Here is a 15,167-nt window from a genome sequence, read left to right as displayed (position 1 = left end):
CACAACGCAACGATGCTGACCGAAAGACCGCCTGTCGCCATCATCATGGGAAGCCAGTCCGACTGGGAAACCATGAAGAATGCTGCGGACACCTTGGAAGCGCTTGAAATCACCTATGATGCGCGCATCATTTCCGCTCATCGTACGCCGGACAGGCTGGTGAACTTCGCCAAGGGCGCAAAGGACGAGGGCTTCAAGGTCATCATCGCTGGCGCCGGCGGCGCAGCACACCTGCCGGGCATGGCGGCTTCCATGACCCCGCTGCCGGTCTTCGGCGTGCCGGTGCAATCCCGCGCGCTCTCCGGGCAGGACAGTCTTCTCTCGATCGTGCAGATGCCGGCCGGCATTCCCGTCGGCACGCTTGCGATCGGCAAGGCCGGCGCGGTCAATGCCGCCCTTCTTGCCGCCGCCGTGCTGGCGCTTGGCGATGAAGAGATCGCCGACCGGCTCGACGAATGGCGGGCCCGCCAGAGCGCGGCGGTCGCCGAATATCCGATGGACGACCTATGAACGCGAAGACGATCGGCATCATCGGCGGTGGCCAGCTCGGCCGCATGCTGGCCATGGCGGCCGCACGCCTGAATTTTCGCACCGTCATCCTCGAGCCCCAGGCGGATTGCCCGGCCGCCCATGTCGCCAACGCACAGATAGCGGCCGCCTATGACGATGCGGCCGCGCTTGCAGAACTGGCGAAGCGCTGCGATGTCGTGACCTATGAATTCGAGAATGTGCCCGTGACCGCCGCTGAGGATCTTGCCTTGCAGGTAACGGTCTATCCGCCGCCCAAGGCGCTTGAAATGGCGCAGGACCGGCTGACCGAAAAGAGCTTCATCAATGGTTGTGGCATTCCGACGGCCCGTTTTCATGCCGTCGACAGCCAGGACGATCTCGAAAAGGCGCTCGCCGATTTCGGCGGTCAGGGCGTGCTAAAGACGCGCCGTCTCGGCTATGACGGCAAAGGGCAGCGCGTCTATCGCTCCGCCGCCGACAGCGCCGAAGGCGGTTATGCAGCCTTGGGCAGCGTGCCGTTGATTCTGGAAAGCTTCGTATCCTTCGAGCGCGAAATCTCGATCATCGCTGCCCGCGGAAGCGACGGAAAGGTCGCCTGCTACGATCCGGCGGAGAACGTTCATCGCAACGGTATTCTCCACACCTCGACGCTGCCGGCGAGCATTTCGCAGGAGACGGCCGCGGCTGCGCGCGACGCTGCGGAGAAGATATTGACGGCGCTGGGTTATGTCGGCGTCATCGGTATCGAGTTCTTCGTGCTCGCCGATGGCAGCCTGATCGCCAATGAAATGGCGCCGCGCGTCCATAATTCCGGCCATTGGACGGAAGCCGCCTGCGTCATCTCGCAATTCGAGCAGCACATCCGCGCCGTCGCCGGCCTGCCGCTCGGAAATCCTCAGCGCCATTCGGATTGTGTCATGACAAATCTGATCGGCGACGACATCCTGGCACTGCCGCAATGGCTGCGCCTTGACGACACGCTCGTGCATCTCTACGGCAAGACCGAAGCCCGGCCGGGCCGCAAGATGGGCCATGTCACACAGCTTCTCCGCTAAGAGCAGCGGGAAAAAGCCCTGACATGGTTGACAGGCCCGGTATGACAGGGTATTTGCTCCCCACCCTAAAGAGCGCGCCCCGAGCGCGCTTTTGATTGTTAAAAGACCCGGGCGAATGTGACATTCCCCCTCAGAGATCGCGGATCAGAAAAATGAAGATCAAGAATTCGCTCAAGTCGCTCAAGGCGCGCCACCGTGACAACCGTCTCGTTCGCCGCAAGGGCCGCATCTACATCATCAACAAGCTGAACCCGCGCTACAAGGCTCGTCAGGGCTGATATAGCGCGCGGCTCAGATCCCATGGATCGGGCCTCAGTTTTAGTTGATCGCATCAAATTTGTTTTGATCTTCGACATTGGCGGGCTACTATGCCCGCCATGCGCGTTTTTGCTTTGTCATATCTAGCCCTGCCGATTCTCCTTGCCCTGGCTGCCTCTGCACCCCATGCGGCGCTGGCTGATGAGCCAAACCCTGTGGAAAAGCAGAATTCCGGCGATTCCTCCGGCACCCTGTCGCCCAAGCAGCAGCTCGACAATCTGTTCACAGCGCTCAAGCGGCAGCGCGATCCCGACCAGGCAAGCCTGATTGCGGACCAGATCAGTGCCGAGCTCAGCGATTCCGGCAGCGCCACCATCAATCTCCTGATGCAATGGGCCGGCAAGGCCATTCAGGAAAAGCGTAATGCCGCCGCGATGGATTATCTCGATCAGGTGATCTCGCTGAAGCCCGACTATGTCGAAGGCTGGAACCGACGCGCCACGCTCAATTTTGCGATCGGCGACTATCGCAAGTCGATGGAAGACATAAATCAGGTCCTGCGCATCGAGCCGCGCCATTTCGGCGCGCTGGCCGGCATGGCGGCGATGCTGACCGAGCGCGGCAACGACGCACAGGCCCTGAAGATCTGGGACCGCTTTCTGGAGGTCTACCCGGCGAATCGATCGGCCCAGGAAGAAGCGGGCAAGCTCTCGGAAAAACTTGCCGGCAGCCGCACCTGATTGCATGCGGCGGTCTCCCGGCGGAAATCGCATTTGGAGGGATGAAAAGCCGCAATATCGCGCTAGATTAGCGTCTTAAGATATTTGATCCGTGCCGCAATGATCGATTCTTTGTTCGCCGTCATCGTTATCCTTATCGTTTTCGCCGCAGGCTTTTCCGCCTACAAAACCCGTGCCATCGAGCAGGCCTATCCCAATATTGGCGAGCTTACCGATATCGGCCGCTATCGCCTCAATGCCGTGCATCTGCCGCGCCCGGCAACAGCTGATCTGCCGGCCTTGGTTTTTATCCATGGGGCGAGCGGCAATCTGCGAGATCAGTTCGAAGCCTTTGCCGCACCTTTGGCCGGCCGCGCTGAAATGCTGTTCGTCGACCGCCCCGGTCACGGCTATTCCGAACGCGGGCCTGCCGAAAATGCCCTTCCCTCCGGTCAGGCCGATGCCATTGCCAAGCTCATGGAGAAGCGCGGCATCAGGAGCGCCATCATCATCGGCCACTCCTTCGGCGGTGCGATCGCGGCCGCTTTCGGCATGCGACATCCGGAGAAGACCGAGGGGCTGCTCTTCCTCTCCCCGGCGACGCACCCCTGGTCGGGCGGCGTCGACTGGTATTATACGCTTGCCGCCACCCCCGTCTTCGGCTGGCTCTTCACTCAGCTTTTCGTCATCCCGCTCGGCTTGCGCCGGGTCGAGACCGGCACGCTCAGCATCTTCCGCCCAAATGCACGACCAGCGGACTATATCATGAAGACGGCACCGGAACTGGTGTTGCGGCCCCAGACCTTCCGCAACAACGCAATCGACGTGGTCAATCTCTTTGCCTATGTCTCCGCTCACGCGCCGCGCTACAGCGAGATCAAGGCGCCCACCATCATCATCACCGGCGACAGTGATGATGTCGTGCTGGAGGAATTGCATTCGCGCGGGCTCGCCCGCGATATCGCAGGCGCCGAACTCATCACCATCCGCAATCTCGGCCACAAGCCGGATTATGTAACGACGGATGTCGCGATCGCCGCCATGGAAAGGCTGGCGGGCCAGCCGCGCGATCTGCAAGTGCTTGCCGCACAGGCTGAAATCCGCATCGCCAGCCTGACGGAGGAATCTTCGGAATCCGCTGCCGTATCTCAGGCCATGACGACATCGTCGTGACTAGGCGCATCCTCGAATATGCGGCTCTGCGGCACGGTCTCGATGGTCTGCCGCACTGCCTGCAACATGATGGATGCCAGCCGCTCCGTCGCCGGGCTTCCCTCCGCCTCGGCACGATGCAGGACGAGATCGAGCGTCGGCAACGCCGGCAGGCCCGCCTCGCCAGGCGTCAATTGCCGCACCTTTGGCGGCAAGCCGAGCGGCGTGCGCAGTGTCAGGCCGAGACCCGCCGCCGTCGCAGCCCAGAGCCCGCCGAGGCTGGGGCTGACGAAGGATATCCGCCAGCCGATACCGGCGCGATCGAGCGTCTTCGTGGCGATGTTGCGCAGCAGGCATGGCGCCTCAAGCGAAGCCAACGGCATGACCTCACCGCTGTCGGCATGCCAATGCACAGCGCCATTCGCCGGACCGACCCAGCACAGTGGCACTTCGGCGATACGATCCGTGTGAGCAGTGCGGAAACCGTCGCTCCAAGCAAGCGCCAGGTCGAGCTTGCCTGATGTCACCCGCTCCACAAGTTCCGCATTGCGCACGACACGCGCCTCGATGCGCACTTTCGGATGGGCACGGGCGAAGCGACCCAATACGTCCGGCAGCAGTGTCTCGCCGAAATCCTCCTGCAAGCCGAGCCGCACCCAGCCCTCAAGCTCCGTCCCATGCAGCGCCGTGGCCGCCTCGTCGTTGAGATCAAGCAGCCGCCGGGCATAGCCAAGCATCGCCTCCCCGGCTTCCGTCAACGCCAACCCTCTACCCGCCTTGCGGAAAATCGGCATGCCTGCCTGCTCTTCCAGCTTCTTCAGCTGGGCACTGATCGCCGAGGTCGAACGCCCCAGCCTGTCGGCCGCCTTGGCATAACTGCCGAGATCCATGCCAGTGACGAAGCTGCGCAGCACATCGAGATCGAAGACGACCTTTCGCATGAATAACCATCCATATTTTCGGGACTATTTATTCGGAATTATCTGATTTTCAGGATGATTATCCGCTGGCATTCTATGATCGTCAAGTGACACGGAAACAGGAGCAATCCCATGCCATTCACCCGCATCACCCTTCTGCGCGGCAAGTCGCCGGAATATCTCAAGGCACTTTCGGATAACTTCCACCGCGCTCTGATCGAAGCCTTCGAGGTACCGCCGACCGACCGCTTCCAGTCCATTCATCAGCTGGAGCCGCATGAACTCGTCTTCGATCGGACCTATTTCGCCAGCAAGCCGCGCTCGGATGATTACGTCTTTTTCGATGTCACGATCGGCAAGCCGCGCAGCACGGAGGTCAAGAAAGCCTTCTATCGACGCGTCGCTGAACTCCTTGGCGATGCGCCTGGCGTCCGCCCCGAAGACATCATGATTACCATCACCACCGCGACGCGCGAAGATTGGTCCTTCTCTGACGGCCGCGCGCAGATGATCGAGCAGGTCTAAGAGCGATGCCTCAGACGACATCTTCGCAATCGCCCGCCATCCACCGCGCCGGCACGAATATGCGGCCGTCGCCCGAGGGCATCGCCACGGCCTCCTTCCTGGTGGAGTCGCTGGTGGAGAACGCCGAAAACGGCGGCCTCACAGCCATGCGCTGCGAACTCGAACCCGGCGTCATGACACGCTGGCATACGCATCCGCACGGACAGATCCTCTATGTTCTGTCCGGCGTCGGACTTGCCGAACGCTTCGGCGGCCCGGCTGAGGAGCTGCGCGCCGGCGATTGCATCAGCTTCGCCCCGAACGAGCGCCACCGACACGGCGCGGGGCCGGAGAACGCCTTCTCCTATATCAGTATCCAGGCGGCGCAGAATGGAAGCGCCGTGACCTGGCTGGAGGAATGACAAATGATCGCCATGCAATATAACTTTCCCCTCCCAGCGGATTATGACATGGCGATCATCGATCGCCGTATCCGCGAAAAAGGTCCGCTGCTCGATAATCTTCCAGGCCTGAAATTCAAGGCCTACCTGACGGCGAGAAAGGGCGATGCCGTCACCGAAAGCCGGCAGAATTTCTACTCGCCCTTCTACGTCTGGCAGCAGGAAGAAGGTCTCAGCGACTTCGTCTGCGGCCCAGGCTTCCAAGCCTTGACGGAGAATTTCGGTCGCCCCCAGGTCAATACCTGGATCGTCTGGCACGCCGATACGTCCAGGGATATTCGCCGCACCAAATTCGCGACACGCGAGGTGGTCACAATCGATGCCGAGACATCGCTCGGCGAACTCCGCGCGAAGGAGATCGAAGCAGCAGCGCAAGTCATCTCGAACGGCGAAGCGCTCGCCTCGGTCGCCGCATTCGAGCCGACACACTGGACGCTGGTGCGCTTCCGCCTCCTGGCCGAACCGCCGAAAGATCCGGCCCGGCTGGGTGTCCAAACCTACAATGTCGGACATCTTTCGCTACCTGGCATCGCCTGAAGTGTCACGGAGACAATCTCGTTGTTTTAAAGGAAAGACGGGCGCTTTATTGAGGGAAGTCTTTCTGAATCCAAAGAGTGATCCCTCCATGGTCGATATCGCAATGATCGAAGCCGCCCGCACTCGCCTCGGCGGTCGGGCGCGCCGCACGCCGCTGCTCTCCTCGCCCTTTCTCGATGAAATCGCGGGGCGACGCCTGTTCGTGAAAGCCGAATGCCTGCAGCACTCCGGCTCCTTCAAGTTTCGCGGCGGCTGGTCGGCTGTTTCAGCGCTGGAGCCAAACGTGCGGGCCAGAGGCGTGATCGCCTTCTCCTCCGGCAACCATGCCCAGGGCGTGGCATTGGCGGCAAAGCTGCACGGCATTCCCTCTGTCATCATCATGCCGACCGACGCGCCGAAGCTGAAGATCGCCAATACCCGTGCCTTCGGTGCCGAGGTTGTGCTCTACGATCGCGTAAAGGAAGATCGCGATGAGATCGGCGCACGTATTTCAAGCGAGCGCGGTCTGACGCTCATCAAACCATTCGACGAACCGCAGGTGATCGCCGGCCAGGGAACGACCGGGCTGGAAATTGCCGAACAGGCCGCCGAGGAAGGCATCGAGACGGCCAGCGTCCTTGTTCCCTGCGGCGGAGGAGGCCTGACTTCGGGGATTGCACTGGCGCTCGAATCCCGCGCTCCGGGCCTGAAGGTGCATCCATGCGAGCCGGAAAATTTTGATGACACCACGCGCTCGCTGGCCTCGGGTAAGATCGAGCGCAATGCCGCACTGCAGGGCTCGATCTGCGACGCCATCATCACACCGCAGCCCGGCAACATCACTTTTCCGATCCTCAAGCGCCTCTGCGGCCTCGGCCTCGTCGTGACGGATGAGGAAGCACAGAAGGCCATGGCGCTTGCCTTCACCCGTTTGAAGATCGTGGTGGAGCCGGGCGGCGCCGTCGCGCTTGCTGCAGCACTCTTCCACGGCAAGCACATCGACGGCGATACGGTGATCGCGGTCACGTCGGGCGGCAATGTCGACAGGGAAGTCTTCGAGACGGCGTTAAGCCGCCACTAGGCCTTTAATTCACGGCGCGCCGATAGAGCGCCAGCGATCCGGCAAGAGCCAGCAGCGCGCCGCCACAGGCGCGCTCGAGCCATTTCGCCCCTTCCGACTTCAGCACACGCACGGCCTGCGAACCGAAGACCGCATAGCCGAACATGATCATGAAATCGAGCGCGGCGAAGATCGCGCCGAGCACGATATATTGCTGCATCTGCGGCGCCGAGGGATCGATGAACTGCGGCAGGAAGGCCGAGAAGAAGAGATAACCCTTCGGATTGGTGACAGCGACCATGAAGCTCTTCAGCCCAATCGAGAAAGCGGTTCCTTTCGTCTGGCCCGCGCTCGCCTGCAAAGCGCCGTCGATGCTTCCCTTGGAGCGCAGCATCATGATGCCGAGAAAGGCAAGATAGGCCGCGCCGACCCATTTCAGAGCCGAAAACCAGAATTCGGAAGCCGCCAGCAGGGCGCCAAGCCCGATGGCAACAGCGCTGATCAGTACGGCGTCAGAAAGAACGGCACCGATCATGCCCGGCAGGGCCCGCCTGACGCCGAAGCGCGAACCATTGGTCAGCGCCAGAAGCACGGTCGGCCCGGGCGTTGCGATACCGATGAAGGAAACGGCGGCGAAAGCGAGCAGCGTGGTGAGATGCATGGTGTCCCTCCTCTTGAAGAGAGGAAGGTTGCATGTGGGAAGGTGGTTAGCAAGGGGTCGCTTCGTTCGCCTGGCTTCCACCAGTTTGCCGCACCTGTGATACCCCCTCTGTCCCTTTCGGTACATCTCCCCCACAAGGGGGAGATTGGGGCGGCACCCATGAGCCCCAAGGCACATCGTATCTGCAGAAACTGCAATTCGTCGGTTCGAAAGGAAGAGCAGCAAGCTCCCTACGATCTCCCCCTTTGTGGGCAGGGGTATCGCATATGAGCGGAGATCGCCGCTGTCCCCCTTCTCCCCAGCGGGGAGAAGGTGCCGACAGGCGGATGAGGGGGTGCCCGCCAAGACCACAAAAATCCATGAATTCAAATCGATAACCCCCTCATCCGACCCTTCGGGCCACCTTCTCCCCAAGGGGAGAAGGAGCTTATGGTGCTCGTCCGCCTCCATATGCGATAGCCCTGCCGCCGGCGGGGAGATGTCACGAAGTGACAGAGGGGGTGCACACCCTCCACGAACTCAATCGTCGGCGATGACACTCCCAAGGTCAGCCAATTACCCCACCAAACCTGCATCCTTTGCCGCCAACGCGCCAATCGCCGACCAGTCCAGCTCCTCGCCGCCATGCGCCAGCAGGTTGAGGAACCGATCGCGCAGCAGGCTCGCCAATGGCAACGGCACGTTCAGCGCCTCGCCGGCAGCCAATGCCAGCCGGATATCCTTCTGGCCGAGCGGCGCGGTGAAACCGGCTGGTTGAAACTTGCGATCCGCGATCAGCCCGCCATAGGTCTTGTAGACAGGTGCGTTGAACAGCGTCGAGGTCAAGAGATCGAGATAGGCATGCCGGTCGACACCGCCCTTCTCGACCAGCGCCATGGCCTCGCCGAGCGACTCAATGACCGAAGCGATGAGGAAATTGCCGCTGAGCTTGACTAGATTGGCAGACTTCGGCTCCTCGCCGAGGACGAAAGTCCGCTGACCGATCGCCTCGAAGAGCGGCGTAACCGACTGGATGGCGTCTGGCGCACCTGCGGCGGCAACGAAAAGCTTCGCCGCAGCAGCAGCTTCCGGACGACCGAAGACGGGCGCGGCAACGAAGCGCTGGCCTTTGGCGGCATGATCCTGGGTCAAGCGTTCGGACATGGCGACGCTGATCGTGCTGGCGGAAATATGAACTGCACCCTTGCCAAGGCTTGCCAGAACGCCGCCATCGCCATGGACGACGGCCGATAGCGCATCGTCATGTGCGAGCATGGTGAAGACAGCCTCGCCGCCGCACGCATCCGCTACGGTCGCGGCAACCTTGGCGCCCTCGCCGGCCAGAGCCTCGGCCTTGTCGCGCGACCGATTATAGACAGTCACCTCATGCCCGGCCTTGATGAGATTGACGGCCATGGCGCTGCCCATCTGGCCCAATCCGATAAATCCGACTTTCATTGGAATATCTCCTTCTCAATCCGCCTGCTTGGGGATCGCAGACGCTTCGGTTTCAAGAAAAAACCCGCCGTCTTTCGACAGCGGGTTTCGGGTGTTTAAGGTGCTGCCGCAATCAGATGTCGGCAATCACACGCCGGACTGGCCGTCCGAACCGATATAGGCAATACGCAGCATGTTGGTGGCACCGGGTGTACCAAGGGGAACACCGGCCGAAATGATGATGCGGTCGCCCGGCTTGCCGAAGCCTTCCTCGGCAACGATGCGGCAGGCATTGTTGACCATGTCGTCGAGGTCGGTGGCATCATGAGTGACCACACAGTGCATGCCCCAGACGACGGACAGGCGGCGTGCCGTCTGGATGATCGGCGACAGCGCCAGGATCGGAACTTGCGGACGCTCGCGCGAGGCGCGCAGACCGGTGGTGCCGGATGATGTGTAGCAGACGATGGCGGCAAGCTTCAGCGTCTCGGCGATCTGGCGGGCGGCGAGCGAGATCGCATCGGCGCCGGTTGCCTCAGGCAGCGCGCGCTGGGCATAGATGATGCCCGGATAATGCGGCTCGCGCTCGATGGTGCCGGCAATCGAGGCCATCATGGAAACGGCTTCGACCGGATAGTCGCCGGATGCAGATTCTGCAGAAAGCATAACGGCATCGGCGCCTTCGAAGACGGCGGTCGCGACGTCTGAGACTTCGGCGCGGGTCGGGACCGGCGCGGAGATCATCGATTCTAGCATTTGCGTGGCAACGACCACCGGCTTGCCGGAACGGCGGCAGGCGCGGATCAGCTGCTTCTGAATGCCGGGAACGGCTTCCAGCGGCATTTCCACGCCAAGGTCGCCGCGGGCCACCATCAGTGCGTCGGAAAGCTCGATGATTTCCTCGATGCGCTCGACAGCCTGCGGCTTTTCGATCTTCGACATCAAGCCGACGCGCCCATGCGAGATCTTGCGGACTTCCGTCAGATCTTCCGGGCGCTGGATGAAGGAGAGCGCAACCCAGTCGACTTCATTGGTCGCGAGAACGGCGTCGAGGTCGGCGCGGTCCTTGTCGGTCAGCGCGCCGACGCCGAGCAGCGTATCGGGCAGGCTGACACCCTTGCGGTCGGAAATCTTGGTGCCCGAAATGACCGTTGTCACGATGCTCTTGCCGTCGCACTTTTCGGCGCGCAGCGCCAGCTTGCCGTCATCGATCAGCAGGCGGTGGCCGGGCTGAACCGATTCCAGGATTTCCGGATGCGGCAGGTAGACACGCGTGTTGTCGCCGGGGATATCCTGATTGTCGAGCGTAAAGGTCTGGCCGGGCTTGAGGTCGACCTTGGTTTCCGCAAACTTGCCGACGCGCAGCTTGGGACCCTGCAAGTCAGCGAGAATGCCGATCGGCCGACCACAGCGAGCTTCGACGGCGCGGATGCGCTGGATCAGCGTGCGCATCACATCATGGCTGGCATGGCTCATGTTGATGCGGAACAGGTCCGCGCCGGCCTCATGAAGCTTCTGGATCATCTCCTCCGAAGAGGAGGCCGGACCGAGCGTTGCGAGGATTTTGACTTTTCGGTTTCGTCTCATCAATTCTGGCTTTCTTGGCTGCCCGAGGGCTCGGAAAGCTGAACCATCCAGCTCGCCTGGCGCCCGGTGTCGTATTCCTTGAATCCCATCTTCTGGTAGCCACGCGCGTAGCAATCCTTGACGCCTGGGATTTTGAATTCATTTTCCGCCACGCACATTTCGACGTCGCCCGTCCAGCGGCCGCCGCGGGCCGCATCTTCTGCGTAGAGATAATAATAGCGGGATTGAAGCGGCCCCTCGATCAAAGTCGCGCAGGTGTTGGCCGGAATCTGCCACCAGCCTTCCGTCACCCAGCCGTCCTTGGCGCGATAGCCGATCGCAACCCCGACAAGGTTCTGCGTACCGTTGCACGTTCGGAAATCCGCATGAGCCGCATTCGGCATGAAAAAGAACGGCGCTGCCGCAGCGAGAATGAGGAAGGCGATTCGGGCGAGCGGGCCTGACCGCTTAACGAAACGTGGCGCGACTTGGCTGGACACGGCTTCCAATTGGCTCCCGGTTATTCGTTGTTGCGTCTTCTTGCGCCGCCATCCCATGAATGTCAACGCAACTCTAATCGATTATATTTTCTTCACGGGATGGTGACGGCACCATGCGCCGCTCTCCATCCGATCGAAGCTGCAAACCTTGCACCTTCCATCCGCACATGCAATCAAACAAAGAGTTGAAAATTTCAATAATCGACAATCCGCATGACCGATTTCAGACCGTTTGAATTCATACCCGGCAATCGTGACAAAGGCATGGTCATTCTCGGCGACCACGCCATGCGGCGCCTGCCCGAGCGTTATGGCAGCCTTGGCCTGCCGGAGACCGCCTTCTCCCGCCACATCGCCTACGACATCGGCATCGAGGGCCTATGCCGCCATCTCTGCGCGCGGCTCGATGTGCCGGGCGTGCTTGGCGGCTTTTCCCGCCTGCTGATCGATCCGAACCGCGGCGAGGATGACCCGACGCTCATCATGAAGATCTCGGACGGAGCCATCATTCCGGGCAATCATCCGATCACCGATGAGGAATGGAACCACCGCATCGAGGCTTTCCACCGGCCCTATCACAAGGCGGTGGATGAGACGATTTCCGCCGTGGCGGAAGCGACCGGCAAGGCACCCCTGGTTCTGTCGATGCACTCTTTCACGCCGGCATGGAAAGGCGTTCCCCGCCCCTGGCATGCTAGCGTGCTTTGGGACAGCGACGATCGCGCCGTCGTGCCGCTTCTTGCAAAGCTCGGCGCCGATACCGATCTCGTTATCGGAGACAACGAGCCTTATGATGGCGCCTTGCGCAACGACACCATGTTTCGCCATTGCATGACGAAGGGTATTGCGCATGCGCTGCTGGAGGTCCGCCAGGATCTGATCGGCGACGAGGCCGGCATTGTCGAATGGGCCGATCGCCTGGCACCGATCTTCGCAGAGATCAATGCCGATCCCGCGCTCCATGAATATAGGCGCTATCCTTCGCGCACTGGGCCTTACGAGGCGTGAGCCGGCAAGCGAATTGAGGAGAAAGAGATGACCGAAGTCACCAAGGAACAGCAGACCGAGCTCGAGGCCGCTGCCTTCCGCCGTCTCGTTACGCATTTGCGCGAACGCAGCGACGTTCAGAATATTGACCTGATGAATCTTGCCGGCTTCTGCCGCAACTGCCTTTCCAACTGGTATCGCGAAGCGGCCGAAGAGGCCGGGCTGCCGGTCAGCAAGGATGAGTCGCGCGAGGTGATCTACGGCATGCCCTACGAAGATTGGAAGAACCTGCACCAGAAAGAAGCCTCGCCTGTGCAAAAAGCCGCTTTCGAGCAGAACAAGCCGAAAGATTAACGCTCCCTTCACCAATTCGGCTTGACCTTGCGCGCCATTCGCGGCACGTCAACTGCCCGATCGAATTCGAAATACCGCGCAAGCCATGAAGCGATGTGCTCTATCGGTGACCGACCGATCTCATTTGCGACAGGCTGCAAGCGACCCTTTGAGACCCTTTAGGAGAAGTGCATGGAAGAGAACAGCGTCGAGAACGTGGCCGCGGCGGAACTGCGTCAATTCATCGAGCGCATCGAGCGCCTCGAAGAAGAAAAGGCCGCGATTGGCTCCGACATCAAGGATGTCATGGGCGAAGCCAAGGGCCGCGGCTACGATACCAAGGCGATCCGCACCATCATCCGCCTTCGCAAGAAGGACGCGAATGAGCGTCTGGAAGAAGAATCCATCCTGCAGACCTATATGGCCGCACTCGGCATGGAATGATCAAGGCTTGACCAGCCTTGCGAGATGCGGGAGCCGGCTAGTCGGCTCCTTTCTTTTTGAGCGCATCACTCTGCGAAAAGACGACCGATCAATTCGGCGGCACTCCCCTGCCAGAGTTCGCCCTTGCCGGTTCCCGACCAGAGAGACAGGAAATCCGGCGATCCCTTCGCTGTCGACGCACCGCGTATGTCCCGCGTGAACTTGTTTTGCGCCGGAAAGGGAAGAATGGCATCCGGCTTCCCATCCATCTCGTCCATGAAGCGGTTCTCGATCCCGCGCGCAAAGCGGCCCGAAAAGGCGCGCGTCGTCCGCGTCCTGCGCTCCGGCGTTTCGAGCAGCTTTTTTCGATAGGGTGCCGATGTTCCTGCCTCCGCGCAGGCAAGTAAGGCCGTGCCCATCTGGACGGCCTGCGCGCCCGCCTGCAGCGCCGCGCGGATATCGCTTGGGGTCATGATGCCGCCGGCTGCGATCAACGGCAAACGAACGGTGCCGAAGCATTGCGCCAGGAGATCTCGCATGCCGATTTCCGGATCCGCTGCCCTCGCATCGAAAATGCCGCGATGACCGCCCGCTTCGAAGCCTTGCAGCACGATCGCATCCACGCCGCTCTCTTCCAGCGCCTTCGCCTCGTCGAGTGTCGTTGCCGTGCCGATCAGCGGGATACCAGCCTTTTTCGCCTCTCGTACATGGTCGGCCGGCAACAGGCCGAAGACGAAGCTGAAGCAGGCCGGCTTGATGCGCAAGACAGCTTCGAATTGCGCATCGAAATCCTCTTCGTAGGGAGGAGAAAGCTGCGGCGACGGCAGTTCCAACTCCTGGCGATATCCTGCGGTCGCGGCCACGGCGCGCTCAAGCCGATCGGTGCCAACCTCCGGGATCGAATGCGGAATGAAGAGATTGATCGAAAACGGCTTGTCGGTTCGCTGGCGAACCTGAGCTGCAAAGGTTTCGATCGTCGCGGCATTTAAATAGGCGCCACCCATGGCGCCGAGGGCACCGGCAGCGGAAGCCGCAGCCACGAGTTCTACCGACGAAGGACCACCGGCCATCGGTGCGACGATCAAAGGATGCTTCAAGCCCAGCTGTTCAAAAAGATTGCTGTCCATAGGACCGTCCTTCCGGAAATGCCTGCCCAAGTCTTAACCCAACATAGGGGTTGCGCGATGAGTTGCTAGGAGCGACCAAGCGCTTCGGTGCGGGCCTCGATCGCCTTGATCACCGACACCATGTCGAGTCGGCCATTGCCGAGTTCGACGCTTTCACCATAGAGAGTGCGGCAGAGATCGAGGACGGGCGATGCCATGTCCGCGGCGCGAGCTGCCTCCGCAATCAGTTTCGTGCTGTTGAACGCATCGGCCGTCGCCGCCTGCACTGAAAAATCCCGCGCAACAAGCTTCGGAATTTTCACGCGTGTCAAATCGCTGGCCATAGGACCGGAATTGATAGCCGCCTGAAAAGTTTCAAGATCGAGCCCGTTGCTCTCGGCAAAGTGCGCGGCTTCGGCAAGCCCCGCAAGCATGGTGCAAAGATAGAGATTGACGGTCAGTTTCATCAGCAGCGCATTGCCGACCGGGCCGCACAGGATCGTTTCGCGGCACATAGGCGCAAGCAGCGGCCGCACCTCGGCAACCGTCTCCGCATCGCCGCCGAGCAGCGCGACGAGTTGCGCCGTCTCGGCAGGCTTCCTCGACCCCGAAACCGGGGCTTCGACATATTGCCCGCCGGCGCTAAGAATATCGGCGGCAAGCCCGCGCGAATAGCCGGGCGGATTGGAGCCCATCGACACGACGATATGTCCAGACAGCAGCTTGGCGAAGTCCGGAGTACCCCGCCGCAACACCTCGTCCAGCACCGTTTCGTTGACCAGCATCAGGATGACGATGCGTGTGCGCGCAAACACCTCCTCGACGCTCGCCGCCACCGTGGCACCCGCCTCGCGCAACGGATCGGCTGCTGCCGCAGAGCGGTTCCAGACCACCAGCCTGGTGCCTGCCTTTGCGAGATTAAGGGCCATCGGCTGGCCCATGACGCCAAGGCCGACAAAACCAATCTCCGCGCCCGGCTCGCCGCCCGGACGTTCGCTGACGCTGGTCATCACAACAACT

At 61.3% G+C, this 15,167-nt stretch carries 19 protein-coding genes; 12 read left to right on the top strand and 7 right to left on the bottom strand.

Features of this window, described 5'->3' with window-relative positions; genetic code table 11:
- Nucleotides 1-12: 12 nt before the first annotated feature.
- From purE to GDN47_RS01230, 5 genes are all read left to right on the top strand, one after another.
- Complete coding sequence (gene purE, locus GDN47_RS01250) at nucleotides 13-510, top strand: 5-(carboxyamino)imidazole ribonucleotide mutase (protein WP_173002428.1); 498 nt, start codon at nucleotides 13-15, stop codon at nucleotides 508-510.
- Nucleotides 507-1,565 (top strand): 5-(carboxyamino)imidazole ribonucleotide synthase, encoded by a 1,059-nt coding sequence (locus GDN47_RS01245; protein WP_145631964.1) that lies wholly within the window; start codon nucleotides 507-509, stop codon nucleotides 1,563-1,565. Before purE ends, GDN47_RS01245 begins: the two co-directional genes overlap by 4 nt.
- Nucleotides 1,566-1,717: 152 nt before the next feature.
- Nucleotides 1,718-1,843, top strand: coding sequence for a type B 50S ribosomal protein L36 (gene ykgO / locus GDN47_RS01240; protein ID WP_003582204.1), 126 nt, complete (start codon nucleotides 1,718-1,720; stop codon nucleotides 1,841-1,843).
- A gap of 90 nt (nucleotides 1,844-1,933) precedes the next feature.
- A complete protein-coding gene (locus GDN47_RS01235; protein ID WP_145631962.1) occupies nucleotides 1,934-2,563 on the top strand; it encodes a tetratricopeptide repeat protein in 630 nt (209 codons plus the stop codon).
- 99 nt (nucleotides 2,564-2,662) lie between these two features.
- Complete coding sequence (locus tag GDN47_RS01230; protein ID WP_152092552.1) at nucleotides 2,663-3,715, top strand: alpha/beta fold hydrolase; 1,053 nt, start codon at nucleotides 2,663-2,665, stop codon at nucleotides 3,713-3,715.
- Here the strand turns inward: GDN47_RS01230 and GDN47_RS01225 are convergent.
- The gene (locus GDN47_RS01225) at nucleotides 3,691-4,635 is read right to left on the bottom strand and encodes a LysR substrate-binding domain-containing protein (protein WP_152092551.1); all 945 of its coding nucleotides are present in this window, start codon (nucleotides 4,633-4,635) and stop codon (nucleotides 3,691-3,693) included. The two genes, GDN47_RS01230 and GDN47_RS01225, sit on opposite strands and share 25 nt — an antisense overlap.
- Nucleotides 4,636-4,746: 111 nt before the next feature.
- Here GDN47_RS01225 and GDN47_RS01220 point away from each other — a divergent pair, with 111 nt between their 5' ends.
- The 4 genes from GDN47_RS01220 to GDN47_RS01205 all read left to right on the top strand — a co-directional run bounded on the left by GDN47_RS01220 (nucleotide 4,747) and on the right by GDN47_RS01205 (nucleotide 7,176).
- Nucleotides 4,747-5,139 carry a tautomerase family protein gene (locus GDN47_RS01220; protein ID WP_152092550.1) on the top strand — a complete coding sequence of 131 codons (393 nt, stop codon included), beginning with the start codon at nucleotides 4,747-4,749 and terminating at the stop codon, nucleotides 5,137-5,139.
- Nucleotides 5,140-5,144: 5 nt separating this feature from the next.
- Nucleotides 5,145-5,540, top strand: a complete 396-nt coding sequence (locus GDN47_RS01215) for a cupin domain-containing protein (protein ID WP_113355218.1) — start codon at nucleotides 5,145-5,147, stop codon at nucleotides 5,538-5,540.
- Between the two features lie 3 nt (nucleotides 5,541-5,543).
- Nucleotides 5,544-6,116 carry a DUF4865 family protein gene (locus tag GDN47_RS01210; protein WP_113330388.1) on the top strand — a complete coding sequence of 191 codons (573 nt, stop codon included), beginning with the start codon at nucleotides 5,544-5,546 and terminating at the stop codon, nucleotides 6,114-6,116.
- A gap of 88 nt (nucleotides 6,117-6,204) precedes the next feature.
- Nucleotides 6,205-7,176, top strand: coding sequence for a threonine ammonia-lyase (locus GDN47_RS01205; protein ID WP_145316106.1), 972 nt, complete (start codon nucleotides 6,205-6,207; stop codon nucleotides 7,174-7,176).
- Nucleotides 7,177-7,180: 4 nt separating this feature from the next.
- On the opposite strand, the gene GDN47_RS01200 is transcribed toward GDN47_RS01205, so the two are convergent.
- The 4 genes from GDN47_RS01200 to GDN47_RS01185 all read right to left on the bottom strand — a co-directional run bounded on the left by GDN47_RS01200 (nucleotide 7,181) and on the right by GDN47_RS01185 (nucleotide 11,307).
- Nucleotides 7,181-7,816, bottom strand: coding sequence for a LysE family translocator (locus GDN47_RS01200; RefSeq protein ID WP_113355226.1), 636 nt, complete (start codon nucleotides 7,814-7,816; stop codon nucleotides 7,181-7,183).
- 555 nt (nucleotides 7,817-8,371) lie between these two features.
- Nucleotides 8,372-9,253 (bottom strand): NAD(P)-dependent oxidoreductase, encoded by an 882-nt coding sequence (locus tag GDN47_RS01195; RefSeq protein WP_152092549.1) that lies wholly within the window; start codon nucleotides 9,251-9,253, stop codon nucleotides 8,372-8,374.
- Nucleotides 9,254-9,379: 126 nt separating this feature from the next.
- A complete protein-coding gene (gene pyk, locus GDN47_RS01190) occupies nucleotides 9,380-10,819 on the bottom strand; it encodes a pyruvate kinase (RefSeq protein WP_069613235.1) in 1,440 nt (479 codons plus the stop codon).
- Nucleotides 10,819-11,307: a DUF1036 domain-containing protein gene (locus GDN47_RS01185; protein WP_069613236.1), complete on the bottom strand. Its 489-nt coding sequence runs from the start codon at nucleotides 11,305-11,307 to the stop codon at nucleotides 10,819-10,821. Before GDN47_RS01185 ends, pyk begins: the two co-directional genes overlap by 1 nt.
- 204 nt (nucleotides 11,308-11,511) lie before the next feature.
- Between GDN47_RS01185 and GDN47_RS01180 the strand changes: the two genes are divergently transcribed.
- From GDN47_RS01180 to GDN47_RS01170, 3 genes are all read left to right on the top strand, one after another.
- A complete protein-coding gene (locus GDN47_RS01180) occupies nucleotides 11,512-12,306 on the top strand; it encodes an N-formylglutamate amidohydrolase (RefSeq protein ID WP_152092548.1) in 795 nt (264 codons plus the stop codon).
- 27 nt (nucleotides 12,307-12,333) lie between these two features.
- Nucleotides 12,334-12,639, top strand: coding sequence for a DUF1244 domain-containing protein (locus GDN47_RS01175; RefSeq protein ID WP_152092547.1), 306 nt, complete (start codon nucleotides 12,334-12,336; stop codon nucleotides 12,637-12,639).
- 171 nt (nucleotides 12,640-12,810) lie between these two features.
- Nucleotides 12,811-13,062, top strand: coding sequence for a DUF2312 domain-containing protein (locus tag GDN47_RS01170; protein WP_015341059.1), 252 nt, complete (start codon nucleotides 12,811-12,813; stop codon nucleotides 13,060-13,062).
- A gap of 65 nt (nucleotides 13,063-13,127) precedes the next feature.
- On the opposite strand, the gene GDN47_RS01165 is transcribed toward GDN47_RS01170, so the two are convergent.
- Both GDN47_RS01165 and GDN47_RS01160 read right to left on the bottom strand, forming a co-directional pair.
- Nucleotides 13,128-14,168: an NAD(P)H-dependent flavin oxidoreductase gene (locus tag GDN47_RS01165; RefSeq protein WP_152092546.1), complete on the bottom strand. Its 1,041-nt coding sequence runs from the start codon at nucleotides 14,166-14,168 to the stop codon at nucleotides 13,128-13,130.
- A 65-nt stretch (nucleotides 14,169-14,233) separates the two neighbouring features.
- Complete coding sequence (locus GDN47_RS01160; RefSeq protein WP_152092545.1) at nucleotides 14,234-15,157, bottom strand: NAD(P)-dependent oxidoreductase; 924 nt, start codon at nucleotides 15,155-15,157, stop codon at nucleotides 14,234-14,236.
- Nucleotides 15,158-15,167: the final 10 nt, after the last annotated feature.

Source organism: Martinezella dioscoreae, assembly GCF_009176305.1.
GTDB classification, from domain to species: Bacteria; Pseudomonadota; Alphaproteobacteria; order Rhizobiales; family Rhizobiaceae; genus Rhizobium; species Rhizobium dioscoreae.
The sequence above is the reverse complement of the archived record's forward strand: the minus strand, read 5'-3'. Positions and strand labels throughout refer to the sequence as shown.